The following is a 25,863-nucleotide window of genomic DNA, read 5'->3' as shown; positions in this document are numbered from 1 at the left end:
CATCGCGTCAGCCGTGCGGCAGCGCTCTACGGGCGGCGGGTGAACTGATACCCCTCGTAGAGGAAGCCACTCACCTGCCCGTTGGCATCGGTTTGGAACGGCACATCCACCGATGAGGAGATCACTCCGGGCCAGAGCAACTGGAAGGTATCGCCGTTCCAGGGCGTCAACGAACCGCGGTAGTCGGCTGGCCCCGCCAGCACTTGCAGGGCCCCATCGCGCTGGGCCACGGTCCAGGAGCCGAACAGATCGTTGACATAGGTGCCGGTGTAGGCCGGCAGGGGCAACGAGGGGGGCTTTGAGTTGGTGGGCTTCACTTCGACAGCCAGAAGGAGGCTTTCGAGCTCGTTGGCCTTGGCCCTGATCTCCGGCTGCATGTCGGGTTCGCCCGGTCGGCCGAAGGCCTGCTGCAGCAGGGCGGCGCGCACCGCTTCCGGCAAGGCCGTGAGGTTGCGGTTGGCCACGATCGCCACGGCGAAGCGCTTCTGGGGCACCACCAGCAGCAGGGTGCGCACGCCATCGAGGGCGCCGCCCTTCTCCAGCACCTTCAGGCCGTTGTATTGATACACGCCCCAGCCGGGGGAGTAGTCGAAGCCGGAGTGTTCATCGATCGGGGGAAACTCGGCGAAGCCGGGCTCTTCGGCGATCACCGGCTCGAACAGATCCTTCACGGCCTGCTCCGAGAGCACCCGCTGGCCGCCCAGCTCGCCGCCCCGGGCCAGCATCGCCACGAAGCGACCGAGGTCGTTGGCGCTGCTGGCGAAGCCGCCGGCGGGGATGAACACACCGCTCAGGTTCGGGGGCACCACCTGCAGGCGATCCCCCACCAATGCGTGGGAACGGCTCACATCCGTCAGCGCGCCGCTCTGGCCCGGCCGCTCACCGATCAGGGCCGAGGCGATGCCCGTGCGGGTCATGGCCAGCGGCTGGAAGATCAAGTTGCGGCTGAGATCGGTGAAGGGCTGGCCGCCGGCCGCTGCCGCCAGTTCGCCGGCAAGGAAAAAGCCGATGTTGGAATAGGCAGGACGGTCGCGGAAGCTGGTGGCTGGCTTCACGTAGCGGATGCGGCGCAGCACATCGCGGGGCTCGTAGCCGAGATGGTCGAAGAGGTCGCCGAAGAAGGCCGGAAAGCCGGCGCGGTGGCTCAGCAGGTCGCGGACGTTCACCCACTGGCCGGCGTAGGCGTCCTGGAGGCGGACGTTCGGTAACAGTTCCACCATCGGCTGCTCCCAGGCCAGCTGCTTGCGATCCACCAAAGCCGCCACCGTGGCGGCGGTGAAGGTCTTGGACACGCTGGCCAGTTGAAACACGGTGTCGGCGCTGGTGGGCGCGCCGGTGGCGAGATCGCGAACCCCGAAGCCCTCGACCATCACCAGCCGGCCGTCCTGCACCAGGGCGATCGCCATCCCGGGCACCGCGTAGGTGTTGAGCGCCCAGCGGCTGATTCGCCTTGCCGCTGCGGCATCCACGCCCTTGCCTGGGGCAAAGCCCGGCAGACCCTCGGCGGCACGGACAGGGATGAAGAAGGAGGCGAAGGCCGTGGCAAAAGCTGTGGCCAAGGCGGTAGCCAGAGCCAGGGTGGCGCCACACAAGGGCGGCAAGGCCCTGCCTAGCGAGCGGGATGTCGTTGGTCGTCGAATGGAACGCAGCCCATGGCTGCGGGAGTCAGGCCAGATTCCGGCAATGAGCGCTGGCACCAAGGCCTCCAAGCCAAAGAGACCAACCCTACGAACACCTTTTCAGTTGGCCCCTACGTTGGGCTTGTGATGGCGGCTGGGAAGGGGTCTTGGAGCAGGCCCCGTCACTGCGCGCTTTGTTGCTGGCCTGGTGGGAGGCGAACGGTCGCCACGACATCCCCTGGAAACTGAGGCCCGACGGCCAGCGGCCTGGCGATGGGGAGCCCCTGCCCGCCTACCCGCTCTGGGTGGCTGAGGTGATGCTGCAGCAGACCCAGCTGGCGGTGGTGCTGCCCTTCTGGCGGCGCTGGATGGCCGCCTTCCCCACCCTCGCGGCGCTGGCTGGCTCAGGCGAGCACGACGTGCTGATGCTCTGGCAGGGCCTGGGCTATTACGCCCGGGCCCGGCGACTGCAGCAGGGGGCAAGCCAGCTGCTGGCAGCGGGGCTGGACGGCGATCAGGCCTCGGCGGTCGATCCCTGGCCGCGGCAGCTGGAGGGTTGGCTGGCGTTGCCGGGAATCGGCCTCAGCACCGCCGGCAGCATCCTCAGCTCCGCCTACAACCTGCCGTTTTCGATCCTCGATGGCAACGTGCAACGGGTGCTGGCGCGACTGACCGCCAGCCCCCGGCCTCCGCAGCGGCAGCTGGCCGGGTTCTGGCAACTCAGTGATTCACTGCTCGACCCGCAGCGGCCCCGGGCGTTCAACCAGGCCCTGATGGACCTGGGCGCCACGGTCTGCACGCCCCGCCAACCCGCCTGCGACCGCTGCCCCTGGCAGGGGCACTGCGCTGCCTACGCTGCCGGCGATCCCGCTGCTTACCCCGTGAAAGACGCCACGAGACCCTTGCCGTTTCAGGTGATTGGCGTGGGCGTGGTGCTGGATGCCGGCGGCAGGGTGCTGATCGATCAACGCCTAGATGTGGGGCTGCTGGGCGGGCTGTGGGAGTTCCCCGGCGGCAAGCAGGAAGCCGGCGAAGCGATCACCGCCACGATCGGGCGGGAGCTGGCCGAGGAGCTGGGGATCACGGTGGAGGTCGGCGAAGAGCTGATCACCCTGGAGCACATCTACAGCCACAAGCGGCTGCGTTTCATCGTCCATCTCTGCCGCTGGTGCTCCGGTGATCCCCGCCCGTTGGCCAGCCAACAGGTGCGCTGGGTGGAGCCGGAGCAGCTGGCCGACTTTCCCTTCCCCGCCGCCAACAGCCGGATCATGGCGGCCCTGTTAGAGCAGCTGGGCCGAAGCAGCGCTACTTAAAGGCAGTAAATGAAGCAGTGAATCCAGCCATGCTGGGCGCTCACACCTTGCCTGCTGATGAACCGGTGTTCGCCCCCCCAGGTGCTCTGTTTCGGTGAGGCCCTGATCGACCGGCTCGGGCCGCTGGGGGGTGATCCGGCCAGCGATCGCCCGCTGCAGGATTGCCTCGGCGGGGCCCCGGCCAACGTGGCCTGCGCCCTGGCCCGGCTCGGCAGCGGCGCCGCCCTGATCGGCCGGCTCGGCAACGACGGCATCGCTGCAGCCTTCAACCAGCTTTTCGCCGAACGCGGCGTCGACACCACCGCCCTGCAGAGCGATCCGCTCCGGCCCAGCCGCATCGTGCTGGTACGCCGTGATGCCGATGGCGAGCGCAGCTTCGGTGGCTTCAGCGGCGATCAAGGCGCTGGCTTCGCCGACCAGGCGATCGAGGCCGCGGCCCTGGCGTCGCCCCTGGAGCCACTGCTGGAAGGGGCCAGGTGGTTGCTGATCGGCACGATCCCCCTGGCCAGCCCAGCCTCCGCCGCTGCGCTGCAGCTGGCGATTGATCGGGCCTCCGCCCGCGGCGTGGCCCTGGCCATCGATCTGAACTGGCGACCCACCTTCTGGAGCTGTGGGGCCGCTGAGGCCCTCGAATCGATCCGGCCCCTGCTCAGCCACGCCGCCCTGCTCAAGTTCTCCGCCGAAGAGGCCGACTGGATCGCCGGCAGCCGGGATCCGGCCGCGATCAGCGCCGGCCTACCCCAGAAGCCTGCGGTGATCGTCACCGACGGCGCCAACGGCCTGGCCTGGTGGCTGGGCGGCCAGGCCGGCTCGATGGCGGCCTTCAAGCTGGAGGTGGTCGACACCACCGGCGCCGGCGACGCCTTCCTGGCCGGCCTGCTGCATCGCCTCTGCCTGGATCCAAGCCTGCTCACTGCTGCCGAAAACACCACCGCCAATCCCGATGGGGTGCGGCAGGCCATGCGCTTCGGGAGTGCCTGCGGGGCCCTGGTCTGCGCGGGGTCCGGCGCGATCGAGCCCCAGCCCAGCGCGGCAGAGGTAGAAACCTTTTTGCAGCAGTTCTCTGCAGACAGCAGCGGGGCTAACCCAGAGAATCCGCCGGCGTGATCAGGGCATGGCGGCCTTCGCCTCCATGGAACAGTTCCACCGTCCAGGCCAGCGCGGGCGGCTGGCTCAGGCGCTCGGGCCATTCCACCGCCAGCAGGGCACCAAGCGACTGGGCTTCTTCCTCTTCCTGGGCGAACAACTCATCGGCGGAAGCGGCCTGCTCCAGGCGGTAGAGGTCAAGATGGACGAGATGGCTGATACGGCCCTCGCGGCGGCCGCTGTAGTGCTGGGCGAGGGCGAAGCTCGGGCTGGTGACAGGCTCCTCGATGCCCAGGGCGGCTGCCAGCCCCTGAACCAGGCTGGTCTTGCCGGCCCCCAGCTCGCCCTTGAGCAGCAGCAGCGGCCGCGGTGGCTCCAGCTCCAACAGCCACACCGCCAGCTCACTGCCCAAGGCGCGCGTGGCCGCAAGGTCGGCCAGAACCAGGTCGGCCCGAAACCGTGTGCCTGTCTCCAGGCTCACCGAGGTCCCTGTAGATTCGCCAGAAGCGAGCCCGAAGCCTCGGCGTCTCTGCAGATATTCCCCGTCCACTTCTTCCTCCCGAATGGGAGCTATCCCACCATGGTGGCTGCACCTACCTCTGTGCTGTCTGACGCCGCAACGGCCGCAACAGCAACGCCCGCAACAGCAACGACTGCATCCGGCCTCCCGGCCCCCTCGTCCTATGTGATCGCCGACCTCGGCCTTGCCGACTGGGGACGAAAAGAACTGGCCATCGCCGAAACCGAGATGCCGGGGCTAATGGCCCTGCGCCGGAAGTACGGCACCGAACAACCGCTGAAGGGAGCCCGGATCGCCGGCAGCCTCCACATGACGATTCAGACGGCCGTTCTGATCGAAACGCTCACAGCCCTGGGCGCCGAGGTGCGCTGGGCCTCCTGCAACATCTTCTCCACCCAGGACCACGCCGCTGCGGCGATGGCGGCAGCGGGCATTCCCGTGTTCGCCTACAAGGGCGAAACCCTTGACGAATACTGGGCCTTCACCCACCGGATCCTGGAGTGGGGCGACGGCGGCACGCCGAACATGATTCTCGACGACGGCGGTGATGCCACCGGCCTCGTCGTGCTCGGCACTAAGGCGGAGCAAGACCTCTCCGTGCTCGATAACCCCGGCAGCGAAGAGGAGATCGCCCTGTTCGCCTCGATCCGGGCGCGGTTGGCGGTTCAGCCGGGCTTCTATTCCCGCATCCATGCCCAGATCCAGGGCGTAACCGAGGAAACCACCACCGGCGTGGCTCGCCTGTACCAGATGCAGAAGGCTGGTGAGCTGCCGTTCCCGGCGATCAACGTCAACGATTCAGTCACCAAGAGCAAGTTCGACAACCTCTACGGCTGCCGCGAATCCCTGGTGGATGCGATCAAGCGCGCCACCGATGTGATGGTGGCGGGCAAGGTGTCGCTGGTGATCGGTTACGGCGATGTGGGCAAGGGTTCGGCCCAGTCGCTGCGGGGCCTGGGCTCCACGGTGATGATCGCCGAAGTGGATCCGATCTGCGCCCTGCAGGCGGCCATGGAGGGCTACCGGGTGGTGCGGCTCGAAGAGGTGGTCGGCGATGTCGACATCTTCGTGACCGCCACGGGCAACTTCCAGGTGATCGGCCATGAGCACATGCTGCGCATGAAGGATCAGGCCATCGTCTGCAACATCGGCCACTTCGACAACGAAATCGATGTGGCCTCGCTGAAGCAATACGAATGGGACACGATCAAGCCCCAGGTGGATCATGTGATCTTCCCCGATGGCAAGCGGATCATCCTGCTCGCCGAAGGCCGGCTGGTGAACCTGGGCTGCGGCACCGGCCACCCAAGCTTCGTGATGAGCAACTCGTTCACCAACCAGGTGCTGGCCCAGATCGAGCTTTTCACCAAACCCGACGCCTACGGCAAGGAGGTCTATGTGCTGCCCAAGCACCTCGATGAGATGGTGGCCCGTCTCCACCTCGAGAAGATCGGCGCCAAGCTCACCGAACTCAGCCAGCAACAAGCCGATTACATCGCCGTGCCGGTGGAGGGCCCCTACAAGCCCGAGCACTACCGGTATTGATGGGCCTTGCTGAACTGGTCCAGAAACTGCCCGAACTGATCGGTGCAGCGGTGGAAGCCAATCCATGGGCGGGTTATGGCGCGATTTTTCTCGCCATGTTTCTCGAGAATCTCTTCCCGCCCATTCCCTCGGAACTGATCATGCCCCTCGGGGGCTTCTACGTGCACCAAGGCCAGCTGGCCCTGGTGCCGGTGGTGTTGGCCGGCCTGCTCGGCACCGTGCTCGGGGCCCTGCCCTGGTACGGCATCGGCCGGCTGGTCAATGAGGAGCGCATCGAGCACTGGCTCGATCGCCACGGCCGCTGGATCGGTGTGCGCTCCGAGGAATTGCGCCGCAGCCGCGCCTGGTTCAGCCGCCACGGCACCGCCCTGGTGTTCTGGGGCCGGCTGGTACCCGGCATTCGCACCCTGATTTCCGTGCCAGCGGGCATCGAAATGATGCCGATGGTGCCGTTCCTGATCTGGACGACTGCTGGCAGCCTGATCTGGACCGTGCTGCTCACCGTGGCCGGCATCCTGCTGGGTGAGGGCTACACCAACGTGGAGGTGTGGATCGAGCCGGTGGCCCAGGTGATCAAGGTGGCGGTGGTGATCGGCGGGCTCGCCCTCGTTGTGTGGCTCGGGCTGCGGGTCTGGCGCCAACGCCAGAACATCCACAACCACTAACCCTTTGCTTCTCCCACCTGCAACCCCGCTGCTTCAGAACGGAACTTCCTGGTCGCTCGGCTCACCCTGGTAGCTCGATCCTCCACTGGGGCCGCCATCGCCATAGGCGCCCTGGTCGGAATCGCGCTTGGAGCCCAGCAGTTCGAGCCGGTCAACCCGCACCACCGGCTTGGAGCGTTCCTCGCCGCTGCTGCGATCGGTCCAGCGGTCGAGCTTGAAGCTGCCGATGATGCCGAGCAGGGAGCCTTTACGCACATAGTCGGCGGCCACCTGTGCCTGCTTACCCCAGATCTCGAGGTTGAACCAGTCGGGTTCGTCGTCGCGGCTGCGGCGGTTCACCGCCAGGGTGAGGTTGGCCACCACTGTGCCGGATTCGAAGTAGCGCACTTCGGGATCACGGCCGGCACGGCCGACGAGGGTTATGGAATTGACACCCATGGGGTTCTCCTTGGACGGGGGCTAGAGGTTGATTGGATCAATGATGCGCCATTGGTTCAAGGCGCTTCACTCCGCAGGTTCCACCCTTTGACCCGGATGTATCAGAAACGGGTTTCAGCCAGGTTTTCAGCGAAGGGTTCGGGCTCCATCGCCAGCGCACGGCGGGCCTGAACAGCTGGCGCTGACGTAGGCCAAGCACTCGATCCTTCACTCCTATGATTCGCGCCGCAGTGCGGCACATCCGTGTTTTTCAGACGGTTCCAGCTCTCCCGTGACATCGGCATCGATCTGGGAACGGCCAACACACTGATGTATGTGTCCGGCAAGGGGATCGTGCTGCAGGAGCCCTCGGTGGTGGCCCTGGATCTCGAGCGCGGCATCCCCCTGGCGGTGGGCGATGAGGCCAAGTTGATGCTCGGCCGCACCCCCGGCAACATCCGGGCGGTGCGGCCGCTGCGCGATGGCGTGATCGCCGACTTCGACGCCGCCGAGATGATGATCAAGACCTTCATCCGCAAGGGCAACGAGGGTCGCGGCATCGTGGCGCCCCGGCTGGTGATCGGCATCCCCAGCGGCGTCACCGGCGTCGAGCGGCGGGCCGTGCGCGAGGCCGGTTTGGCCGGGGCCAGGGAGGTGCATTTGATCGACGAACCGGTGGCAGCCGCGATCGGCGCCGGCCTGCCGGTGACCGAACCGGTCGGCACTTTGATCGTGGACATCGGCGGCGGCACCACCGAAGTGGCCGTGTTGAGCCTCGGCGGCACGGTGGTCAGCGAGTCGGTGCGGGTGGCGGGCGATGAAATCAGTGACGCCATCAGCGTCTATCTCAAGAAGGTGCACAACCTGGTGGTGGGCGAACGCACCGCCGAGGAGATCAAGATCCGGATCGGCTCGGCCTTCCCCGACGACGCCCACGACAACGGCTCGATGGACGTGCGCGGCCTGCACCTGCTCTCGGGCCTGCCCCGCACGATCAATATCCGCGCCGGCGACATCCGCGAGGCGATGGCCGATCCGCTCAACGTGATCGTGGAGGCGGTGAAGCGCACCCTGGAGCGCACCCCGCCCGAGCTCGCCGCCGACATCGTCGATCGAGGAATCATGCTCGCCGGCGGCGGCGCTCTGGTGCGCGGCATCGGTGATCTGATCAGCCACGAAACCGGCATCCTCACCCACGTGGCCCAGGACCCCCTGCTCTGCGTGGTCAACGGCTGCGGTCAGGTGCTTGAGGATTACAAGCGACTGGAGCGGGTTCTCGACACCCCTAGCTTCAGCCGCCTCTCCAGCTGATCGCCATGCCCATAGGGCGTCTGCCACGCCTCCAGCCCCTGCGGCTGGTGCTCCGCTCCTGGCCCTGGGGGCTGCTGGTACTGGCCTTGGTTGCGGTGAGGCTGAGCAAGGGGGCTGTGCTCAGCGACGCCTATGCCCTACTGAGCAGGCCGTTCTGGCCCGGTACGGCCCAGCGCGAGTGGCTGCAGTCGGGCACGGGTCTGGAGCTGCTGACCCGTCAGGCCCATCTGGAGCAGGACAACCGCCGGCTGCGCATGCTGCTTGACCTGCAACGGGCCAATCCCGACAAACTCACCGCCGCCGTGATCTCGCGGGAGCCTGAGGGTTGGTGGCAGCAGCTGGTGCTCGGCTCCGGTCAGGCTCAGGGAATCGGCCCAGGCGACGCGGTTGTGGGTCCGGGCGGATTGATCGGCCGGGTGGCCAGCGTGACCCCAACCACGGCCCGGGTGACCCTGCTCACCGATCGCACCAGCCGGGTGGGGGTCTGGGTGGGACGCACCAAGCGCCATGGATTGCTCACTGGCCTGGGGACCAGCCGGCCGCAGCTCGTCTTCCTGGAGAAAGACCCACAAGTGCGACCGGGGGATCTGGTGGTCACCTCTCCGGCCAGCACCCTGGTGCCGCCGGGGCTGAGCGTGGGGGTCCTCCAGGCGGTGGATGACAAGGCGGTGCCGGCCCCCACGGCGGTGGTGCAGCTGAGCGCACCGGTTGGTGCGATCGACTGGGTGCAGGTGCTGGTGACGTCGCCCGCCAGCAGGCAGGCACCCTGAGCGATGGGGGTCCTGCATCGCCTTCGGTGGGCCGTGGCCAGCGCTGGCGTTGTGCCCCTGCTCACCCTGGCCTCCCCGTCCTTTCTGAAAGTGGCTGGGGTGTCGCCCAGCTGGGCCGTGCTCTGGCTGTTGCCCTGGTCCCTGGCCGATGGCCCGCTCTCCGGCGCCCTGGCCGGGGTGGGCCTGGGGCTGCTCGTTGATTCCCTGCAGGTGGGCCCGGAAACCCAGATCCCCGCCCTGGCCCTGCTGGGTTGGTGGTGGGGGCGCCTGGCCCGCAAGGGGGCCCCGATCGAGCGCAGCTTGAGCCTGGGGCTGCTGGCCCTCCTCGGAACCCTCTTTCTTGGCCTGAGCCTGCTGCTGCAGCGCCATGGCATCAGCTTGTCGGAACCGCTCCTCCGGCAGGCTGGCCTGCACACCCTGCTGGCCCAGACCCTGGTCACCGCGCTGCTGGCACCGATGATCTGTTCATTACTGCTGCTGCTCTGGCGACGGCAGGGCGCGATCTAGAAGAGCCGATCTGATGAACTTGAACCGATGCCAGGCCGGCCGGCGGCCGATTGCAAGCGGGCGGCAGCGATGAGCGGCGGGATTCGCTGGAGCCGGCGCGCCGTGCTGGGGTCGGCCTTGCTGCTGGCGGCGGGCTGCGCGCCGCGCCGCCGCCCGGGCCGGGAGCTGGAGTTCTGGAGCCTCGAACTCTCACCGAAGTTCGACACCTACATCACCTCGGTGATCGCCGCCTGGGAAGCGCTCCATCCCGGGATCAAGGTGCGCTGGACCGACCTGCCCTGGGGATCGGTGGAGCGCAAGCTGCTGGCGGCGGTGTTCGCCCGAACGGCACCGGATGTGGTCAACCTCAACCCCCTGTTCGCCGCCAACCTGGCCAGCAAAGGGGGACTGCTGGCACTGGATCCACTGCTGCCACCTGGCGCTGGCGACACCTTTCTGCCACGGATCTGGCAGGCCGGCCGAATCGAAGGCGAGCAGATCGGCATCCCCTGGTATCTCACCGCCCGCATCACGCTGGCCAACAACGACCTGCTGCGACGCGCCGGTTACAGCGCTCCGCCCCGCCGTTGGCAGGAGGTTCCCGCCTTCGCTGAAGCGGTCAAACGCCGCACCGGGCGCTACGCCCTGTTCGTCACCGCAGTTCCCGACGACTCCGCCGAGTTGCTGGAGTCGTTGGTACAGATGGGGGTGACCCTCCAGGACCAGCGGCGCCGTGCCGCCTTCAACAGCCCTGCCGGCCGCCGTGCCTTTGCCTTCTGGACCGATCTCTACCGCCGCGGCCTGCTCCCCAGGGAGGTGGTCAGCCAGGGCTACCGCCGCGCCGTTGAGCTGTACCAGAGCGGAGAGCTGGCCACCCTGGCCAGCGGCGCCGAGTTCCTGCGCAGCATCCAGACCAACGCCCCCCAGATCGCCGCGGAGACCGAACCGCACCCCCCGCTGACCGGACCAAAGGACAGAGCCAATGTGGCGATGATGAACCTGGCGGTGCCACGCCAGAGCGCCTTTCCAGAGGAAGCGCTGAGTTTTGCCCTCTTCCTCACCAATGCCACCAACCAGGCCCGCTTCGCCGAGGAAGCCCGGGTGTTGCCTTCCGCCAGCGGCGCCCTCGCCAAGATCGAGCAGGGCCTGCGTCAGCCAGCCCTGGGCGACGCGCAGGAAGAGCTGGTGCGTCGGGCCCGGCTGCAATCCCTCGAGACGCTCGAGATGGCCGAGGTGCTGGTGCCCGCCAGCCCGGGGGTGAAACGGCTGCAAGCCATCCTCTACAGGCAGCTGCAACGGGCGATGTTGGGCCAGTCGAGCAGCGATGAAGCGCTGGCTGCCGCCGAGCGGGAGTGGAACAGCTATGCGGTGGGCCGCTGGCCCTGATGGGGCCACTCCCCAGTGGCTGCCAGCTCTCAGCGACGACTTGCTGAGTTGTAGGGTTGCGTTTCTTAATGCCTCTGGTGCCATGTCCCTGGAAGCACAACCCAGACCTGCTCAGGGTGAAGCCTCCAGAGAACCAGTCGGTGCACCGCTTGCCACGGTGCTGGTGGTGGATGACGAAGCCACGGTGCGGCGGGTGCTGCAGATGCGCCTGGAACTCGCTGGCTATCGGGTGCTCTGCGCCGTCGATGGCGAAGAGGCCCTGACCCTCTTCCACCGGGAGCAGCCGGATCTGGTGGTTCTCGATGTGATGCTGCCGAAGCTTGATGGCTTCGCGGTCTGCCGGCGTCTGCGGGCTGAATCCTGCGTTCCGATCATCTTTCTATCGGCGCTCGATGCGATCACCGAGCGGGTGTCTGGCCTCGATCTCGGAGCCGACGACTACCTCCCCAAACCGTTCAGCCCCAAGGAGCTCGAAGCACGGATTTCAACGATCCTGCGCCGGGTCGGGCGGGGCTCGGCCACGATCGAGCCCCGCGACGTTCCGGTTGGTCAGGGCATCCTGCGGGTGGGCGATCTGATGGTGGACACCAACCGCCGCCAGGTGACCCGGGCCGGCGAGCGCATCGGGCTCACCTACACCGAATTCAGCCTGCTGGAGATGCTGTTCCGCGAGCCCGGCCGTGTGGTGCCCCGCGCTGAGATCCTCGAGCAGCTCTGGGGCTACCCACCACGTCGCGCCGCCGACCTGCGCGTTGTTGATGTCTATGTGGCCCGCCTGCGCGGCAAGCTCGAACCGGATCCCCGCAACCCCGAGCTGATCCTCACCGTGCGCGGCACCGGCTATTCCTCCCAGCGGACGGGTGAACCGGTGGGCACCGCCACCACCTAGATCCGGTGAAAACGGCCTGGGGCCAACCCCGTGCAGGCCCGTTCCTGCAGGATGGAGGGCTGCAACCGCTCCTTCTTCCCTTGCCTGAGCCGCGTTTGAACCGCCTGGAGAAGGCCCGCCTGGAGAAGGCTGAGGCCTTGGCGGCCATCGGCCAGGGCCCCTATGCCCTGCGCTTCGATCCAACGCACCGCAACGCCGAGCTGCAGCAGGCCCATGCCGATCTGGCCAATGGCCAGGACCGCGACTTCGCCGTGGCAGTGGCCGGGCGGGTGATGACCCGGCGGGTGATGGGCAAGCTCGCCTTCTTCACCCTGGTGGATGAAAGCGGCCCCATCCAGCTGTTCATTGAGAAGGCCACCCTCGCCGCCGCGCTGCCGGACCAGCCCGAAAGCTTCGCCCAGCTCACCTCCCTGGTGGATGCCGGTGACCTGATCGGGGTGCATGGCAGTCTGCGCCGCACCGACAAGGGCGAACTGTCGGTGAAGGTGAAGCGCTGGGAGATGCTCTCCAAGGCGCTGCAACCGCTACCCGACAAATGGCATGGCCTGGCCGATGTGGAGAAGCGCTACCGGCAGCGCCATCTCGATCTGATCGTCTCTCCCCAGACCCGGGAGACCTTCCGCCGCCGCGCCAAGCTCGTCAGCTGCATCCGCCGCTGGCTCGATGAGCGCGAATTTCTGGAGATCGAAACCCCCGTGCTCAATGCCGAGGCCGGCGGCGCCGACGCCCGGCCGTTCACCACCCACCACAACACCCTCGATCTGCCGCTGTTCCTGCGGATCGCCACCGAGCTCCACCTCAAGCGACTAGTGGTTGGCGGCTTCGAGCGGGTCTACGAACTCGGCCGCATCTTCCGCAACGAGGGCATCAGCACCCGCCACAACCCCGAGTTCACCTCGGTGGAGGTGTACCAGGCCTACGCCGACTACACCGACATGATGGCGCTCACCGAAGCGCTGATCGCCGAGGCCGCTCAGCAGGTCTGCGGCAGCACGCAGATCGCGTATCAGGGCACGCCGATCGACCTGACGCCCCCCTGGCGCCGGGCCACCATGCATGAGCTGGTGGAGCAGGCCACCGGCCTCGATTTCAACAACTTCGAGCAGCGGCAGACAGCAGCGGCCGCGATGGCCGCCGTGGGCCTGGAGGTGCCGGCGGCGGCCGACAGCGTCGGTCGTCTGCTCAACGAAGCATTCGAGCAGACGGTGGAAGCGAACCTGATCCAGCCCACCTTTGTGCTGGATTACCCGGTGGAGATCTCGCCACTGGCCCGGGCCCATCGCAGCAAGCCGGGCTTGGTGGAACGCTTCGAGCTGTTCATCGTCGGGCGCGAAACGGCCAACGCCTTCAGCGAGCTGATCGATCCCCTCGACCAGCGCCGGCGGCTGGAGGCCCAGCAGGAGCGCCGGTTCGCCGGCGACCTCGAGGCCCAGGGCGTTGACGAAGACTTCCTCGCAGCCCTTGAGGTGGGCTTGCCTCCCACCGGCGGGCTGGGTATCGGCATCGACCGGCTGGCCATGTTGCTCACCGACAGCCCCAGCATCCGTGATGTGATCGCCTTTCCGCTGATGAGGCCAGAGACCGGTGCGGTTGCTGAGGCGGTGGCGGTGGCGGCTCCGGTTGGAGGCGCAGACGGCCACAGTGGATAATTGGGAGACGTTGGCATCCATCCCAGCCCATGAGTGGTGAGCGCGTCGGGTTTCGCTTCAAACACGCCGATGCGGTGGTCAAGCGGAATCCCCAGGGCCGGTCCCGTCGGGGTTGGGTGATGGAGCCGGTGGAGCAGACCACCAGCCGAGGCACCAAGATGCCTGCCTACCGCATCCGCTGGCGCGACAGTGAGCGCCCCGAGATCGTGTTGCAGCACATGCTGATCGCCGATCCCGATCCCACCCCGCCGCCGGAAGGGGTGAGCCTGGTACCACCGGCCCCCAAGAAGTAATTGGCCCGAGCCCGTTCGGCTCCGTTGGGTTCAGCTCAACCCCATCCGCGCCAGCGATAGGCCAGCAGGCCGATCCGCTCTTTGACCACCAATGTCGTGAGCTGAAGCGCGTTGGCATCGGGAAGCAGGGACATCAGCAGCGATCCAGGCGTGACGGTGCCGAGCTGGTTACGGCTCGGCAGGATGTAATCGCAGGCCACCGGGATCACCGTGAGGCCGGTGCGGCGCTGAAAACTGGCAAGGGCGCGGGGCATGTGCAGCGCGCTGGTGACCAGCAGCACCGAGCTCCAGCCCCGTTCCCTGGCGATCTGGTCCACCGCGGCGGCCTCCTCGGCGGTCGTGCGCGCCGTGTCGCTGATGGCGATGCGGGCTGTGGGAACACCCAGCTCCAGGGCCAGGGTGCGGGCCGTGACGGCTTCAGCCGGGGCGGGGTCGTCACGGCGGAAGCTGACCTTGCCGCCGCTGAGCAACAGCAGCGGCGCTCTCTCGGCCCGCATCAGCCGCACCCCGGTGAGCAGCCGGTCACCGGCGCCTGTTACCTCCACGGCAGCGCGGGGCGGCAGCTGGGCCTGCAGGCCGCCGCCCAGGACGACGACGGCATCGGCGCGGGGCACCACCACCGGGGTGAGGGCGGCGCTGGCTTCCTCCAGCCCCCAGACCAGCTGCCGGGCCGTCAGCGGCATGGCACTGATCCAGAGCAGGGCGAGACCACTGCTGCCCAGCCAGCCAGACCAGCGGCGGCTGCGGCCCCAGTGGGCGGCCAGCAGCAGCACCAGGCTGAGACCGAGGGGATAGGCGAGCAGCGGCAGCAACTTGGAGAGCAGAAATCCCATCGCCGTTGCTTGCTCAGGCCCTCGGGGAGCGGCGCTGGCGGCGCAGATCCTCCAGGGCCTGCTCCTTCTCGAAGCTGGCCCAGGCCTGCTCCAGGTCAGGTGGCTCGGAGCGATCAGCAGCGGCCTTGGGGCGTCCACCCGACGGGGTGGCCGGGCCGCCAGAGGCCTCAAGCTCCGCCAGCTCCGTCTCCACCTGGCTGAACGTGAGGCCCAGGTCGTTGAGGACCTGCCAGCGGTCGCGGCCCTGCCCCATCAGCTGGCGCAGGTGGGCCTCCGCCTGATCGGCCAGCGCCTCGGCACCGGCCTTTCGGGCCCGCTCGACCCGCTGTTGCCACTGGGTGATCTCGGCCGCCAGCTCCAGCAGCGCCGCTCGGGCGCTCTCAGCTTGGCCCTGAATCTGCAGGCGCTGGCGGTTCAGGCGCCGCTGCCGCTCCTGGCGCTCCTCCAGCTCAAGCAGCACCTGCTGCTCCGGGTGAGAGCCCAAAAAGGCCTCTAGCTGACGATCCAGCTGGGCCTCAAGCTGATCGAACCAGCTGCTGCTCATCGGGGAGAGGTCATCGGCGACGGCCCATCAGAAGTGGTTCATTCCGGGGCCCGCGTGATCAGCGGAGCCTCGATCTCTTCCTGCAGCGGCGTGATCGCCGCTTCGCGCGAACGCAGCAATAGCTGGGTGAGCCGGGCGATGGCCCCTTCGCCCAGATCCTGGGCGCCGATGCTGTCGAAGGCCTGGCGGTAGAGCGTTTCGAGCTGGTCGATCAGCCCCTCCCGCACCTGGCGCATCGCCTGGCGTTGGTCGTCGCGGCTCATGGCTGAGGCTCCAGAAGATGCAGAGAGAACGTACCGGCCGGATCACTCCAGCGCTGGCGCGGCCGCCAGCCTGCAGAGCCGGCCAGGGCCGCGAAGGCCTCCGGCGTGTACTTGTAGCTGTACTCAGTGATCAGGGCTTCAGCGGGGGCGAAGGTCCAGTCCTGGGAGGCGAGCCGCACCACCTGTTGCCCCTGGCTGACTAAGGCCATCTCGATGCGGCACTGATCAGGCTGCCAGCGGGCCCGATAGCTGAAGGCCTCGGGGTCAAAGCTGCCGCCGAGGTCACGGTTGAGCCGCACCAGCAGGTTGCTGGCAAAGGCGGCGGAATAGCCGGCTCGGTCGTTGTAGGCCGCCTCCAGGCTGGCCACCGCCCGTGGCTGATCGATACCGATCAGCAAACAGCCATCGGGGCCGAGCAGCCGGGCGAACTGGGCCAGCAACGCCCTGGCCTGGGGGGGCTCGAAGTTGCCCAGGGAGCTGCCGGGGTAGAAACCGATCCGGCGCTGGCCTTCGAGCAGGGGATGGGCCGGCAGGTCCTGCAACTGGCTGTAATCACAGCAGATGCCGAGCACGGCGGTGGCCGGATGGCGGGCCTGGAGAGTGCCGCAGGCTGCCGTCAGGTGGCTGGAGCTGATGTCCAGCGCCACATAGGCCGCAGGGGCAAGGGCCTCCAGCAGGGGCGACACCTTGCGGGCACTGCCGGCACCGAACTCAATAGGAAGGCCGGGGCCGATCGCCGCGGCCATCGCCACCGCTTCTTGCTCCAGCAGGGCGGTTTCGGTGGCGGTGAGGCGGTACTCGGGTTGCCGGCAGATCGCATCGAACAGCCTGGAGCCCTCGGCGTCGTAGAGGAACCAAGCGGGCAGTTGTTTAGGGACGCGGCTGAGGCCTTCCACTGCCAGCCGCTCCAGATCAGCGGGAACCGGGTGGAGATCGATCAGGGCAACGGCCTGTCGCTCCAGGGAAGACTGCCGCTCCAGGAACTGGGTGTTCATGAGGCGTCCCTGGCCAGGCGAAGGCCGCTGGCCATCCAGCGGTTGCCCGGCGGAAAGAAGTTGCGGTAGGTGGGGCGCGCATGCTGCGCCTGCGTCAGAAAACTGCCGCCGCGCAGCACCATCTGGGAGCTCATGAACTTGCCGTTGTATTCGCCCACGGCACCGGCCGCTGGCTGGAAGCCCGGGTAGGGGCGATAGGGGCTGGCCGTCCACTGCCAGAGCAGCCCATCCACTTCTGCGATCCGCACGCCACAGCCATCTGCCCCTGCCTGAAGCGCTGCGGCACAAGCAACGGCCTCCCACTCGGCCTCGCTGGGCAGCCGGGCACCGGCCCAGCGGGCATAGGCGTCGGCTTCGAACCAGCTGAGATGGCGAATGGGAGCCTCGGGATGCAGGGGGCGGCGGCCGGCGAGGCTGAATTCCCACTCCCAGCCGGAGGCAGGCCCACTGCCACGCCAGTAGCGGGGCGCCTGCCAGCCCTCAGCCAGCGCGGCCGCCCAGCCTTCGCTCAGCCACAGTTCCGGGCGCTCGTAGCCGCCATCGGCGATGAAGGCGGCGTAGTCGCCGTTGCGCACCAATCGGTTGGCGATGGCATAGGGCTCCAGCCAGACGCGGTGACGGGGGGCCTCGTTGTCGAAGTGGAAGCCGCCGCCGTTGGCTGGATGGCCGATCTCCACCAGTCCGGAGGGGCCATCCAGCCAGCGCAGGGGGCCGGCCACTTGGCTGGGGCCATAACCGGCTTCGGGGCCAGCGCCCCCCACCCAGGCCGCAGGCTCAAGCGGATTGCGGCTGAACCCGTCGAGCAGGTCCATGAGCAGGAGCTCTTGGTGCTGCTGCTCATGCTGCAACCCCAGTTCCAGCAAGGCGAGCAGGGGTTCGGCCTCGGGGCCCGATTCGTTGCCGAGCCGCTCCAGCAGGGCCGTCAGTCCGGCATCCACCCGCCGCCGCCAGGCGATCACCTCAGCGATCACCGGGCGGCTGAGCAGGCCCCGTTCCGGCCGGGGATGGCGGGCGCCGATGGCGTCGTAATAGGAATTGAACAGGTAGCCCCAGCGGCTGTCGGCCGGGGTGTAGCCGGGCAGATGGGGCCGCAGCAGGAAGGTTTCGAAAAACCAGGTGGTGTGGCCGAGGTTCCACTTGGGCGGGCTGGCGTCGGCCATCCCCTGCAGGCCGAGGTCTTCGGGCTCCAGCCCTGACACCAGCTCTTCGCTTCGCCGCCGTGTGGACCCCAGGCGTTCCAACAAGGCCTCGGTCGGGGCGGCGGTGGCCATGGCCTAACTGTTGCTGATTCTGATCGTAGGGGGCGCAGGCGGGGCTGCCGCCGACCGTACGATCGGCAAAGTTCGTTCACTTCTGCAGTGCCGGCGTGATGGGCAGCAGCCAGCCAACGGTGATCCAGGGCTCGAACCCGCCAGGCATGATCTGCCAGGGTTTCGTGGGGGCGGTGGGCAACACGCCGCTGATTCGCCTGCACCAGCTGAGCGCGCTCACCGGTTGCGAGATTCTCGGCAAAGCCGAATTCATGAACCCCGGCGGCTCTGTCAAGGATCGGGCCGCCCTGGGAATCCTGCTGGAGGCTGAGGAAAGCGGCCAGCTGCAGCCAGGGGGCACGGTCGTGGAAGGAACCGCTGGCAACACCGGCATCGGCCTCACCCACCTCTGCAATGCCCGCGGCTACCGCAGCTTGATCGTCATCCCCGACACCCAGTCGGCCGAGAAGATCGACCTGCTGCGCTCGCTCGGGGCCGATGTGCGCACCGTGCCGGCGGTCCCCTACCGCGACCCCAACAACTATGTGAAGCTCTCCGGCCGTCTCGCCGCCGAAACCCCCGGAGCCATCTGGGCCAACCAGTTCGACAATCTCGCCAACCGGCGCGCCCACTACCGCACCACTGGTCCGGAGATCTGGGAGCAGACCGGCGGCCAGGTGGATGCCTGGGTGTCGGCAACCGGCACGGGTGGCACCTATGCCGGGGTGGCGCTGTATCTCAAGGAGCGTTCGCCCGCTGTGCGCTGCGTGCTCGCCGATCCCCATGGCAGCGCCCTTTACCGCTGGGCGACGGCAGGCGAACTGAAGGCCGAGGGAAGCTCGATCACCGAGGGGATCGGCAACAGCCGCATCACCGCCAACCTGGAAGGTGCTCCGGTGGATGACGCGGTTCGGATCGACGATCAGAGCGCCCTTGACACGATCTACGCCCTGCTCTGGCGCGAAGGGCTGTTCCTGGGGGGATCCGTGGGCATCAATGTGGCCGCGGCCGTCGAGACCGCCCGGCGGCTCGGGCCCGGCCACACGATCGTGACGGTCCTCTGCGACAGCGGCGACCGCTACCGCTCCCGCCTCTATGACAACGCTTGGCTGGCCGCCAAGGGGCTCAGTCAGCCCCGGCGAGCGCCTTGATGGACACGGCAACCTGATGGACAGCATGGCCAGCGCGGCACCTGGAATGGTGATCGCCGAGCGTTACCGACTGGAGGCGGAACTGGGCGATGGAACCCAGGGCAAGCTCTGGCGCGCCAGCGACCAGCTGGCGGCTGAGGCGCCGATTGTGCTGCGGCAACTGGGGCCCGATCAGGACCAGCCCCGGCTGCAGGAGCTCTGGGCCCAGCTGCGGGGGGTGCTTCACCCCCAGGTCCCCCGGTTCGGAGAGGTGATCAGCCGCGACGGCGATCTCTGGCTGGTGCGCGAGTGGCAGGGGGGTCGCACCTACCGGGAGCTGATCGAGGCGAGGCGTGAACGCCAGCTGGTCTTCGGCAACGGGGAGGTGATGCTGTTGCTGCGCCAGTTGTTGCCGGTGCTGGCGGTGCTCCATGGCCAGGAGCTGGTCCATGGCGATCTCTGCCCCGCCAACCTGCTGCGCCGCGACCGCGATGGGTTGCCCGTCCTGCTGGACTTCGGTCTGACGACTGGCCTCGGCAACGACAGTCGTGCTGCCACGGGCGCGACGCCTGGCTATGCCCCGCCGGAGCTGGGCCGCGGCGCGCCGGCAGCGGCCTGGATGGATCTCTACAGCCTGGGGGTGGTGGCCCTGGTCTTGCTCAGTGGCGAGGAGCCCGCAGGGTTGCTGGATCCAGCCAGCCTCTCCTGGCGTTGGCCGAGTGGATTGGCGCTCGATCCCCCGTTTCAGGCCGCCATAGAACGCCTGATCAGCGCCGATCCCGCCCGGCGGTTCAGCTCGGCCGGCAATGCCCTGGAGGCGTTTCAACAGCTGCCGATGCCCGAGAGCACAGGGCCGGTGCCCAGGGCCGACCGCACCGTGGTTCTGGTGCCACCGCCGGCAGCGGCCAGCCCGGCGCAACAGATCCAACTGCCCCAAACCCAGCCAGCAGCGGCCGAGCCAACTCCGTCGCCCCAGCCGGTGCCGCCGGTGCTGGCGCGATCGCGCCAGCAGAACAAGGAGGAGGCTGTCGAAGGACGCCTCTGGCCCCTGGTGGTGACCTTGGCGCTCTCCGCCGTGGTGGGAATCAGTCTGGGCTGGTGGCTTCTGGGCCGCTCCAGTGCCCCCAGCGACACCCAGGCGGAGGTACCGCTGCAGCAGCTCCCCTCCAGCCTGCCACCCGCCGAGGTGGACCAACGCCAGCAGCTGCTCAATCGCCTGAGGGCGCTGCAGGTGAATCGGGGTTGGTTCCTCAAGCTGGTGGATTCCAGCCTGCTGGCCCAGTTCCCCGAGCGGGGTGGGCGCCTGCCAGGCGATGGTCTTGAGGATGCGCCCCTGCGCCGGGTGTGGAATGAGCTGGCTGAAGACTGGCTGGTGCGGGTGGAGACGTTGCCCCTGTCGCTACGCAGCCGGCTGGGAGGCTTCAGTGCCGGCGACTGGGAAGCCCAGCAGCAGCGGTTGGCCGGCCAGGGCTTAAGCCCGCCGGTGCTGCGGCAGCTGGTGTCCGGCAATGCCCAGAACCTGCTGCCAGGCCGCGCCGGCAAGGACATCCCACCCGAGCCCCAGCGACAGCTCTGGTATGCCGCTGCTCAACAAACCCTGGAAAACCTGAGAATCGAATCGATCGAGGTCGCTCCCGAACAGGCGCGAATCGTTTCGGCCCGCATTCAGGCCGGCGGCGCGCGGGTCTTCCCGATCCGAGTACCCAAGGGCTACCGACTCTCCCTCGGGGTGAACGGGTCCCCGCTGATGCAGATGAGCGTCTACGACAGCAATGGCACCCAGCTCGAACCGAAAGGTCCCCTGCGCAGGATCACCGTTGAACGGGTCGAAGACTCCCAGGTGCAGGTGCTGGTCAGCAATGACGGCGTTGCCGCAGCCTCGATCTCGCTCACGTTGCAGGTTGAGGCACCGCCTCCGGAGCCGCCACCCGAACCAAGGCCCGAACCGGCTCTGACGGAGCCTGACGCCCCTGGCCTCCCCCTGGTGCCCCGGACGCCAACGGCCCCGAACCAACCGATCCGGCCAGGCGGCGAAGCAGAGCAGCAACCCTCCAGGCCAGCCAATCCGCCCCCGGCACCGCCAAGACCAATTGCTCCGCCAGCACCACCACCGTGAGAGCAGCAGACGTGACAACCCACACCACTGTTGCCCTGCTCTCCGGCGGCCTGGATTCAGCCACAGCCGCGGCCCTGGCGATCGAAGCAGGCGATCGGGTGATCGGCCTGTCGTTCGACTATGGCCAGCGCCATCAACAGGAACTGGTTGCCGCAGCCAGCCTGGCCCAGACCCTGGGCCTGCAGGAGCACCTCACCGTGGCGGTGAATCTGGCGGCCTGGGGTGGCTCTGCCCTCACCGATCCCGCCATCGCCTTGCCAAAGAGCGGCGTGGTGGAAGGCACGATCCCACCCACCTACGTGCCCTGCCGCAACACGGTGTTCATCGCCCTGGGCCTGAGCCTGGCTGAAGCCCGAGGCGCCCAGCGGCTGGTGCTCGGCGTCAATGCCATCGATTACTCCGGTTACCCCGACTGCCGGCCCGACTACCTGGCCGCCTTTCAACAGCTGGCCGATCTGGCCAGCAAGAGCGGCCGCGAGGGCCACTCCACCAGGCTCTGGGCACCCCTGGTGGAGTGGGATAAGGCACGGATCGTTCGCGAGGCGCTCCGGCTTGGGGTGCCGATTGAGACCACCTGGAGCTGCTACGCCGGCGGTGCTGAACCCTGCGGCCGCTGTGACAGTTGCCGCATCCGCGACGCGGCCCTCAGCGAGGCCGGCCGCCCTGATCTGGCCAGCCCCTGGCGGCGAGCCGGGGCTAGCAGCAGCTGAATTCAGCATGGCAGAAGTCCAGCGGCGAGAGCTTCCCTGGCGGGAACCCTGGGCCGTTGCCAAGGCCCTGACCGCCCGCTTCGGGATCGATGGGCTCGGCTGGCTCGATGGCGATGGCAGTCCGCTCGGCGCCACCGCCGTGCTGGGCGCCGATCCCCGGGAGCTGGTGGTCTGTCGCGGGCTACCGGGCAGCGACGGTTCCAGGGATCCCTTCGAGGCCCTGGCCCAGCTGGTGGGCGCAGGCGGTACCTGGTTGGGTTGGCTGGCCTACGAGGCCGGCGCCTGGGTGGAGCCCGCCGATCATTGGCGTTCCCCCGCTATGCCCACCCTTGTGGCCGGCCGCTACGACCCGTTGCTGCAGTTCGATCTGAGCGGCCGGCGGCTCTGGCTTGAGGGCGAGGAGCCCCTCCGGCTGGGGATCTGGGAGGGGCTGGTGGCCGGGCTCAGCCCCGAGCAGGTGCCCGCCGACCCGCCTGGTCAGCCGATCGATCCCGGCCACTGGCACTGGCACACCGGCGAGGCCGTCTTTGCCGCCCAGGTGAGCCAGCTGCGCGAAAGGATCGCCGCCGGCGATCTCTTCCAGGCCAATCTCTCGGCCTGCTGCGAGGTTGTGCTGGAGCAACGCCCCGATCCGCTGGCGCTCTATCAACGCCTGCGCCAACACTGTCCGGCGCCGTACGCCGGACTGCTGATCAACGGCGAGGACGCCGTGCTGTCGGCCTCCCCGGAACGCTTCCTGCAGGTGAGCGCCAGCGGCCAGGTGGAAACCAGGCCGATCAAAGGCACCCGCCCCCGCCATGGCGATGCCGAGGCCGACGCCGCTGCGGCCGCCGCCCTGGTGAGCAGCCCCAAAGACCGCGCCGAGAACGTGATGATCGTCGATCTGCTGCGCAATGACCTGGGACGGGTCTGCGAGCCGGGCACCATCCAGGTGCCGCAACTGGTGGGGCTGGAGAGCTACCGCCAGGTGCACCATCTCACCTCGGTGGTGGAGGGCCAGCTCCGCTCCGGCGCCGGCCTGGTGGATCTGCTGCGGGCCTGCTGGCCGGGGGGCTCGATCAGCGGCGCCCCGAAACTGCGGGCCTGCCAACGCCTGGGCGAAATCGAGCCCGTGGCCCGCGGCCCCTACTGCGGCTCCCTGTTCCGGCTGGGGGCCGATGGCAGCTTCGACAGCAACATCCTGATCCGCAGCCTGATGCTGCACGGCCGGCGCCTGCGGGCCCACGCCGGCTGCGGCATCGTTGCCGACTCCGACCCGGCGGCCGAGGCCGAAGAACTGGGCTGGAAACTCAGGCCCCTGCTCGAGGCCCTGGGATGAGGGCGATCGCCTGGATCGCAGCAGCCGAGCGGACGCCTCGCTGCCCTGCACCGGGCCAGGTCCGGGCGGGGGAATGGGGATCACCCGAAAGCCTGAACCTGCCCCTCGGCGACCGCGCCTTGCAACTGGCCGATGGACTGTTCGAAACCCTCTGCGTCGAAGCCGGCCAGCCCCATCTGCTGAGTGAGCACCTGGAGCGCTGGCAGAGCAGCGCCGGCTTGCTGGGAATGGAACAACCGCCTGAGCGCCAGGAAGTGGAGCTGTTGCTGGCAGAAGCGATCGGGCGCAGCGGCATCCGCAACGGAGCCCTGCGACTGAACTGGGGGCGCGGCCATGGCCCGGCCACTGGCCGCGGCATCAACCTGCCCGCCGCCGATGAACCAGCGCCACCGCATCGCTTCTGGCTGCAATTCGACGCCGCCACACCCTGCTTCGAGCCAGTCAGCGTCCTCGTCAGCGGCAGCGAGCAGCGCAACGCCAACAGCCTGCAGAGCCGCTGCAAGACCTTCGCCTACGGCGCTTCGATCCAGGCACGACGCGAGGCACGCGCCGCCGGCGCTGACGACGCCCTACTGCTCAGCACAGCCGGTGGGCTCTGTTGCGGCAGCACCGCCAATCTGCTGGTTCACCACGGCGAACGCTGGCGAACACCAGCGGCGGCCAGCGGCTGCCTGCCCGGGGTCATGCGAGGCCGGGCCCTGAGCCTGGGGCTGGCCGAAGAAGCCTGGATCAATCCCGCCGACCTGGACCGTGATTTGGCGAGCGGCCAGGGGCTTGAGGGGGCTGCCGTGCTGATCAACAGCCTCAGCTGCCGGGCAATCGTGAATCTCAACGGGTTCGCCAGACCGCAGTGGCTGGACGTGGAGCCGCTGTGGCGGTCGCTGCTTTCCGCGCCGAGGCCCCTGCCATAGGGTGCCCAAACTCTCCATCTCGACATCATGCCAAGGGATGCCATCCACAGACAGCCGTGGCGCAACTCCCTGGTCTGCGGCCTTGCCTTGATCGGCTTGCTGGGTTGTGGTCAACAAAAAGAAGTCGCGATTCAGGATGCAAAGGCAGGTGATGTCCTGGTTAACACCGAGGACACCCAGGTGTCGTTGGTGAAACAATTCACAGCGGGAACTCCGAACGGGCTGTACAACGGGGCCGTCAATGTCAGAGATGCAGCGGAGAAGTCGCCAGAGGTGCTGTATCAGGTGAGCGCGGTGTGCAGCATGGAAGATCTGCCGGGATGGCCCGAGTATGACAATCTCTATGGCCATCCGTTAACCGATATCGAGAAAGTTGGCGAGTTCTCTACAGCCTCCCGTTGGCAGATTCTCTATCACTACGATGGCCGTGTCGAAAGCAAAAGCGATCTCAAGGGCAAGGCCTGGACTGCGCGCCTGAAAGACAATCTCTGCCGGCGGGGTGACTTCAACGACAGCACGGCCAAGCCGAAGCAGGCTGGGATCCAGTAGCCAATGACACCACCGTAGATGGTGTCATCGCCTTGGATGAATCGCTAGCAAGTGCTGTCAGCATCCATGCCCAAAACACTTTTCAAGGTTGATCTGACCAAATCGATGGATCAGCAGGAGATGCCCGGCCACAACCGCTGGCATCCAGACATTCCTGCCGTCGTTTCAGTGAATCCCGGTGAAGTGTTCAGGATTGAATGCAAAGACTGGACGGATGGACAGATCAAAGACAATGACGATCCCCAGGACATTGCCGATGTGAACCTCGAAGTGGTTCACGTTCTCAGTGGTCCGATCTGGGTGAATGGCGCCCAGCCAGGAGACATCCTGGTGGTGGATATTCTTGATGTCGGCGCCTTGCAAGGCGATGAATGGGGTTTTACAGGGATCTTTGCTAAAGAAAATGGTGGCGGTTTTCTGACCGATCACTACCCCAAGGCAGCCAAGGCCATCTGGGATTTTGAAGGGATTTTCACGAGTTCACGCCATATCCCAGGCGTTCGCTTCGCCGGGATCACCCATCCAGGCCTGATCGGCTGTGCCCCTTCGCATGAGCTGCTGCGGGAATGGAACCGCCGCGAAACCGAATTGGTCAACACGGCACCCGACCGTCGAACCTATGGCGCCGGACTATCCGGCAGTGAGCCGGTGCTGGCAGCCTTGCCAAATCCCAACAGCGCCATCCTTGGAACCTTGCCTGGTTCTGAGTTTCAGCGTGTGGCCAATGAAGCCGCTCGCACCGTTCCGCCGCGGGAGCATGGCGGCAACTGTGACATCAAAAACCTCACGCGCGGCACCAAGATCTACTTCCCTGTCTATGTTGAAGGCGCCAAGCTTTCAATGGGTGATATCCACTTCTCGCAAGGAGATGGTGAGATCTCCTTTTGTGGAGCCATTGAAATGTCTGGCTTTCTTGATCTTCATGTGGAGATCATCAAAGGCGGCGTTGAAAAGTATGGGATGGTCAATCCCATGTTCAAAACCAGCCCAGTGGAGCCCCATTTCACTGACTACCTGGTGTTTGAGGGGATTTCTGTTGATGAATTCAGCGGCAAGCAGTATTACATGGACGTGCACATTGCCTACCGCAGGGCGTGCCTCAATGCCATTGAATATCTCAAGAAGTTTGGCTACACGGGCGAACAAGCCTACCTGCTGTTGAGTTGTGCGCCGGTGGAGGGTCGCATCAGCGGAATTGTTGATATTCCTAATGCCTGCTGCACCCTGGCCTTGCCAACGTCCATTTTCGACCAGGATATATTGCCACACTAGTGGTTAGGCTTATTCCTGCTCCT

Annotated in this window: 26 protein-coding genes; 18 read left to right on the top strand and 8 right to left on the bottom strand. The window is 67.2% G+C overall.

All coding sequences use genetic code 11. The features are described 5' to 3' along the window. Positions 1-26: 26 nt before the first annotated feature. On the bottom strand, positions 27-1,559 hold the full coding sequence (locus ACXMDM_RS03995; protein WP_145536875.1) for a serine hydrolase: 1,533 nt from the start codon (positions 1,557-1,559) through the stop codon (positions 27-29). Positions 1,560-1,786: 227 nt separating this feature from the next. Here ACXMDM_RS03995 and ACXMDM_RS03990 point away from each other — a divergent pair, with 227 nt between their 5' ends. Then, complete coding sequence (locus ACXMDM_RS03990) at positions 1,787-2,932, top strand: A/G-specific adenine glycosylase (RefSeq protein ID WP_071800695.1); 1,146 nt, start codon at positions 1,787-1,789, stop codon at positions 2,930-2,932. A 57-nt stretch (positions 2,933-2,989) separates the two neighbouring features. Then, a complete protein-coding gene (locus tag ACXMDM_RS03985; protein ID WP_071800694.1) occupies positions 2,990-4,039 on the top strand; it encodes a carbohydrate kinase family protein in 1,050 nt (349 codons plus the stop codon). On the opposite strand, the gene tsaE is transcribed toward ACXMDM_RS03985, so the two are convergent. After that, complete coding sequence (gene tsaE, locus ACXMDM_RS03980; RefSeq protein ID WP_233830555.1) at positions 4,014-4,499, bottom strand: tRNA (adenosine(37)-N6)-threonylcarbamoyltransferase complex ATPase subunit type 1 TsaE; 486 nt, start codon at positions 4,497-4,499, stop codon at positions 4,014-4,016. The two genes, ACXMDM_RS03985 and tsaE, sit on opposite strands and share 26 nt — an antisense overlap. A 99-nt stretch (positions 4,500-4,598) precedes the next feature. Here tsaE and ahcY point away from each other — a divergent pair, with 99 nt between their 5' ends. Then, a complete protein-coding gene (gene ahcY, locus ACXMDM_RS03975) occupies positions 4,599-6,083 on the top strand; it encodes an adenosylhomocysteinase (protein WP_083544453.1) in 1,485 nt (494 codons plus the stop codon). Next, a complete protein-coding gene (locus ACXMDM_RS03970; RefSeq protein WP_071800692.1) occupies positions 6,083-6,748 on the top strand; it encodes a DedA family protein in 666 nt (221 codons plus the stop codon). Before ahcY ends, ACXMDM_RS03970 begins: the two co-directional genes overlap by 1 nt. Before the next feature lie 33 nt (positions 6,749-6,781). Here ACXMDM_RS03970 and ACXMDM_RS03965 read toward each other — a convergent pair whose 3' ends face one another. Beyond that, entirely contained in the window at positions 6,782-7,186 is a 405-nt protein-coding gene (locus ACXMDM_RS03965) for a single-stranded DNA-binding protein (protein ID WP_071800691.1), read from the bottom strand. Positions 7,187-7,429: 243 nt separating this feature from the next. Between ACXMDM_RS03965 and ACXMDM_RS03960 the strand changes: the two genes are divergently transcribed. The 7 genes from ACXMDM_RS03960 (at position 7,430) to ACXMDM_RS03930 (ending at position 13,949) form a co-directional block, all read left to right on the top strand. Beyond that, on the top strand, positions 7,430-8,476 hold the full coding sequence (locus ACXMDM_RS03960; RefSeq protein WP_071800690.1) for a rod shape-determining protein: 1,047 nt from the start codon (positions 7,430-7,432) through the stop codon (positions 8,474-8,476). 5 nt (positions 8,477-8,481) lie between these two features. Beyond that, positions 8,482-9,246, top strand: coding sequence for a rod shape-determining protein MreC (gene mreC, locus ACXMDM_RS03955; RefSeq protein WP_259723280.1), 765 nt, complete (start codon positions 8,482-8,484; stop codon positions 9,244-9,246). A gap of 3 nt (positions 9,247-9,249) precedes the next feature. Beyond that, entirely contained in the window at positions 9,250-9,753 is a 504-nt protein-coding gene (gene mreD, locus ACXMDM_RS03950) for a rod shape-determining protein MreD (protein ID WP_071800688.1), read from the top strand. Positions 9,754-9,780: 27 nt separating this feature from the next. After that, positions 9,781-11,118, top strand: coding sequence for an ABC transporter substrate-binding protein (locus ACXMDM_RS03945; protein ID WP_399252942.1), 1,338 nt, complete (start codon positions 9,781-9,783; stop codon positions 11,116-11,118). Positions 11,119-11,200: 82 nt separating this feature from the next. Then, a complete protein-coding gene (gene rpaB / locus ACXMDM_RS03940) occupies positions 11,201-12,007 on the top strand; it encodes a response regulator transcription factor RpaB (protein ID WP_071800686.1) in 807 nt (268 codons plus the stop codon). Between the two features lie 80 nt (positions 12,008-12,087). Continuing rightward, positions 12,088-13,656, top strand: a complete 1,569-nt coding sequence (lysS, locus tag ACXMDM_RS03935) for a lysine--tRNA ligase (protein WP_233830553.1) — start codon at positions 12,088-12,090, stop codon at positions 13,654-13,656. Positions 13,657-13,685: 29 nt separating this feature from the next. Further along, positions 13,686-13,949, top strand: a complete 264-nt coding sequence (locus tag ACXMDM_RS03930; protein WP_048016474.1) for a DUF8660 family protein — start codon at positions 13,686-13,688, stop codon at positions 13,947-13,949. Positions 13,950-13,984: 35 nt separating this feature from the next. Here the strand turns inward: ACXMDM_RS03930 and ACXMDM_RS03925 are convergent, their stop codons facing one another. The 5 genes from ACXMDM_RS03925 to egtB are packed head-to-tail and all read right to left on the bottom strand — an operon-like array spanning position 13,985 to position 17,855. Continuing rightward, complete coding sequence (locus tag ACXMDM_RS03925; RefSeq protein WP_071800685.1) at positions 13,985-14,782, bottom strand: YdcF family protein; 798 nt, start codon at positions 14,780-14,782, stop codon at positions 13,985-13,987. Positions 14,783-14,795: 13 nt separating this feature from the next. After that, positions 14,796-15,326 carry a hercynine metabolism protein gene (locus ACXMDM_RS03920; protein WP_071800684.1) on the bottom strand — a complete coding sequence of 177 codons (531 nt, stop codon included), beginning with the start codon at positions 15,324-15,326 and terminating at the stop codon, positions 14,796-14,798. A 38-nt stretch (positions 15,327-15,364) separates the two neighbouring features. After that, positions 15,365-15,589: a hercynine metabolism small protein gene (locus tag ACXMDM_RS03915; protein ID WP_071800683.1), complete on the bottom strand. Its 225-nt coding sequence runs from the start codon at positions 15,587-15,589 to the stop codon at positions 15,365-15,367. Continuing rightward, entirely contained in the window at positions 15,586-16,584 is a 999-nt protein-coding gene (gene egtD / locus ACXMDM_RS03910) for an L-histidine N(alpha)-methyltransferase (protein WP_259723281.1), read from the bottom strand. Before egtD ends, ACXMDM_RS03915 begins: the two co-directional genes overlap by 4 nt. Further along, positions 16,581-17,855 carry an ergothioneine biosynthesis protein EgtB gene (gene egtB, locus ACXMDM_RS03905; protein WP_259723282.1) on the bottom strand — a complete coding sequence of 425 codons (1,275 nt, stop codon included), beginning with the start codon at positions 17,853-17,855 and terminating at the stop codon, positions 16,581-16,583. The genes egtD and egtB overlap by 4 nt, the downstream gene beginning before the upstream one ends. Before the next feature lie 98 nt (positions 17,856-17,953). Here egtB and ACXMDM_RS03900 point away from each other — a divergent pair, with 98 nt between their 5' ends. The 7 genes from ACXMDM_RS03900 to fmdA all read left to right on the top strand — a co-directional run bounded on the left by ACXMDM_RS03900 (position 17,954) and on the right by fmdA (position 25,840). Beyond that, positions 17,954-18,985 carry a cysteine synthase A gene (locus ACXMDM_RS03900; RefSeq protein WP_259723283.1) on the top strand — a complete coding sequence of 344 codons (1,032 nt, stop codon included), beginning with the start codon at positions 17,954-17,956 and terminating at the stop codon, positions 18,983-18,985. Between the two features lie 16 nt (positions 18,986-19,001). Beyond that, positions 19,002-21,080, top strand: coding sequence for a serine/threonine protein kinase (locus tag ACXMDM_RS03895; RefSeq protein ID WP_499570127.1), 2,079 nt, complete (start codon positions 19,002-19,004; stop codon positions 21,078-21,080). Between the two features lie 11 nt (positions 21,081-21,091). Next, the gene (queC, locus tag ACXMDM_RS03890) at positions 21,092-21,790 is read left to right on the top strand and encodes a 7-cyano-7-deazaguanine synthase QueC (protein WP_259723285.1); all 699 of its coding nucleotides are present in this window, start codon (positions 21,092-21,094) and stop codon (positions 21,788-21,790) included. A gap of 7 nt (positions 21,791-21,797) precedes the next feature. Further along, positions 21,798-23,108: an anthranilate synthase component I family protein gene (locus tag ACXMDM_RS03885; RefSeq protein ID WP_259723286.1), complete on the top strand. Its 1,311-nt coding sequence runs from the start codon at positions 21,798-21,800 to the stop codon at positions 23,106-23,108. After that, positions 23,105-24,019 (top strand): aminotransferase class IV, encoded by a 915-nt coding sequence (locus tag ACXMDM_RS03880; RefSeq protein WP_259723287.1) that lies wholly within the window; start codon positions 23,105-23,107, stop codon positions 24,017-24,019. Before ACXMDM_RS03885 ends, ACXMDM_RS03880 begins: the two co-directional genes overlap by 4 nt. Before the next feature lie 27 nt (positions 24,020-24,046). Continuing rightward, on the top strand, positions 24,047-24,568 hold the full coding sequence (locus tag ACXMDM_RS03875) for a hypothetical protein (RefSeq protein WP_499570124.1): 522 nt from the start codon (positions 24,047-24,049) through the stop codon (positions 24,566-24,568). A gap of 66 nt (positions 24,569-24,634) precedes the next feature. After that, positions 24,635-25,840 (top strand): formamidase, encoded by a 1,206-nt coding sequence (gene fmdA / locus ACXMDM_RS03870; protein WP_259723289.1) that lies wholly within the window; start codon positions 24,635-24,637, stop codon positions 25,838-25,840. The last annotated feature ends 23 nt before the right edge of the window (positions 25,841-25,863 follow it).

The sequence above is a fragment of the Synechococcus sp. CS-603 genome, from assembly GCF_977929215.1.
This window is presented reverse-complemented; position numbering and strand designations above follow the sequence as displayed.

Excerpts from the sequence above, each read along its gene's own strand:
- ACXMDM_RS03985 (WP_071800694.1), top strand. The coding sequence starts at position 2,990 with ATGAACCGGTGTTCGCCCCCCCAGGTGCTCTGTTTCGGTGAGGCCCTG.
- ACXMDM_RS03900 (WP_259723283.1), top strand. The coding sequence starts at position 17,954 with ATGGGCAGCAGCCAGCCAACGGTGATCCAGGGCTCGAACCCGCCAGGC.
- ACXMDM_RS03915 (WP_071800683.1), bottom strand. The coding sequence starts at position 15,589 with ATGAGCCGCGACGACCAACGCCAGGCGATGCGCCAGGTGCGGGAGGGG.
- egtB (WP_259723282.1), bottom strand. The coding sequence starts at position 17,855 with ATGGCCACCGCCGCCCCGACCGAGGCCTTGTTGGAACGCCTGGGGTCC.
- mreD (WP_071800688.1), top strand. The coding sequence starts at position 9,250 with ATGGGGGTCCTGCATCGCCTTCGGTGGGCCGTGGCCAGCGCTGGCGTT.
- ACXMDM_RS03930 (WP_048016474.1), top strand. The coding sequence starts at position 13,686 with ATGAGTGGTGAGCGCGTCGGGTTTCGCTTCAAACACGCCGATGCGGTG.
- ACXMDM_RS03885 (WP_259723286.1), top strand. The coding sequence starts at position 21,798 with ATGGCAGAAGTCCAGCGGCGAGAGCTTCCCTGGCGGGAACCCTGGGCC.
- ACXMDM_RS03895 (WP_499570127.1), top strand. The coding sequence starts at position 19,002 with ATGGACAGCATGGCCAGCGCGGCACCTGGAATGGTGATCGCCGAGCGT.
- rpaB (WP_071800686.1), top strand. The coding sequence starts at position 11,201 with ATGTCCCTGGAAGCACAACCCAGACCTGCTCAGGGTGAAGCCTCCAGA.
- ACXMDM_RS03965 (WP_071800691.1), bottom strand. The coding sequence starts at position 7,186 with ATGGGTGTCAATTCCATAACCCTCGTCGGCCGTGCCGGCCGTGATCCC.
- ACXMDM_RS03925 (WP_071800685.1), bottom strand. The coding sequence starts at position 14,782 with ATGGGATTTCTGCTCTCCAAGTTGCTGCCGCTGCTCGCCTATCCCCTC.
- ACXMDM_RS03880 (WP_259723287.1), top strand. The coding sequence starts at position 23,105 with ATGAGGGCGATCGCCTGGATCGCAGCAGCCGAGCGGACGCCTCGCTGC.
- ACXMDM_RS03970 (WP_071800692.1), top strand. The coding sequence starts at position 6,083 with ATGGGCCTTGCTGAACTGGTCCAGAAACTGCCCGAACTGATCGGTGCA.
- ACXMDM_RS03875 (WP_499570124.1), top strand. The coding sequence starts at position 24,047 with ATGCCAAGGGATGCCATCCACAGACAGCCGTGGCGCAACTCCCTGGTC.
- fmdA (WP_259723289.1), top strand. The coding sequence starts at position 24,635 with ATGCCCAAAACACTTTTCAAGGTTGATCTGACCAAATCGATGGATCAG.
- mreC (WP_259723280.1), top strand. The coding sequence starts at position 8,482 with ATGCCCATAGGGCGTCTGCCACGCCTCCAGCCCCTGCGGCTGGTGCTC.
- ACXMDM_RS03920 (WP_071800684.1), bottom strand. The coding sequence starts at position 15,326 with ATGAGCAGCAGCTGGTTCGATCAGCTTGAGGCCCAGCTGGATCGTCAG.
- ACXMDM_RS03945 (WP_399252942.1), top strand. The coding sequence starts at position 9,781 with ATGCCAGGCCGGCCGGCGGCCGATTGCAAGCGGGCGGCAGCGATGAGC.
- ahcY (WP_083544453.1), top strand. The coding sequence starts at position 4,599 with ATGGTGGCTGCACCTACCTCTGTGCTGTCTGACGCCGCAACGGCCGCA.
- egtD (WP_259723281.1), bottom strand. The coding sequence starts at position 16,584 with ATGAACACCCAGTTCCTGGAGCGGCAGTCTTCCCTGGAGCGACAGGCC.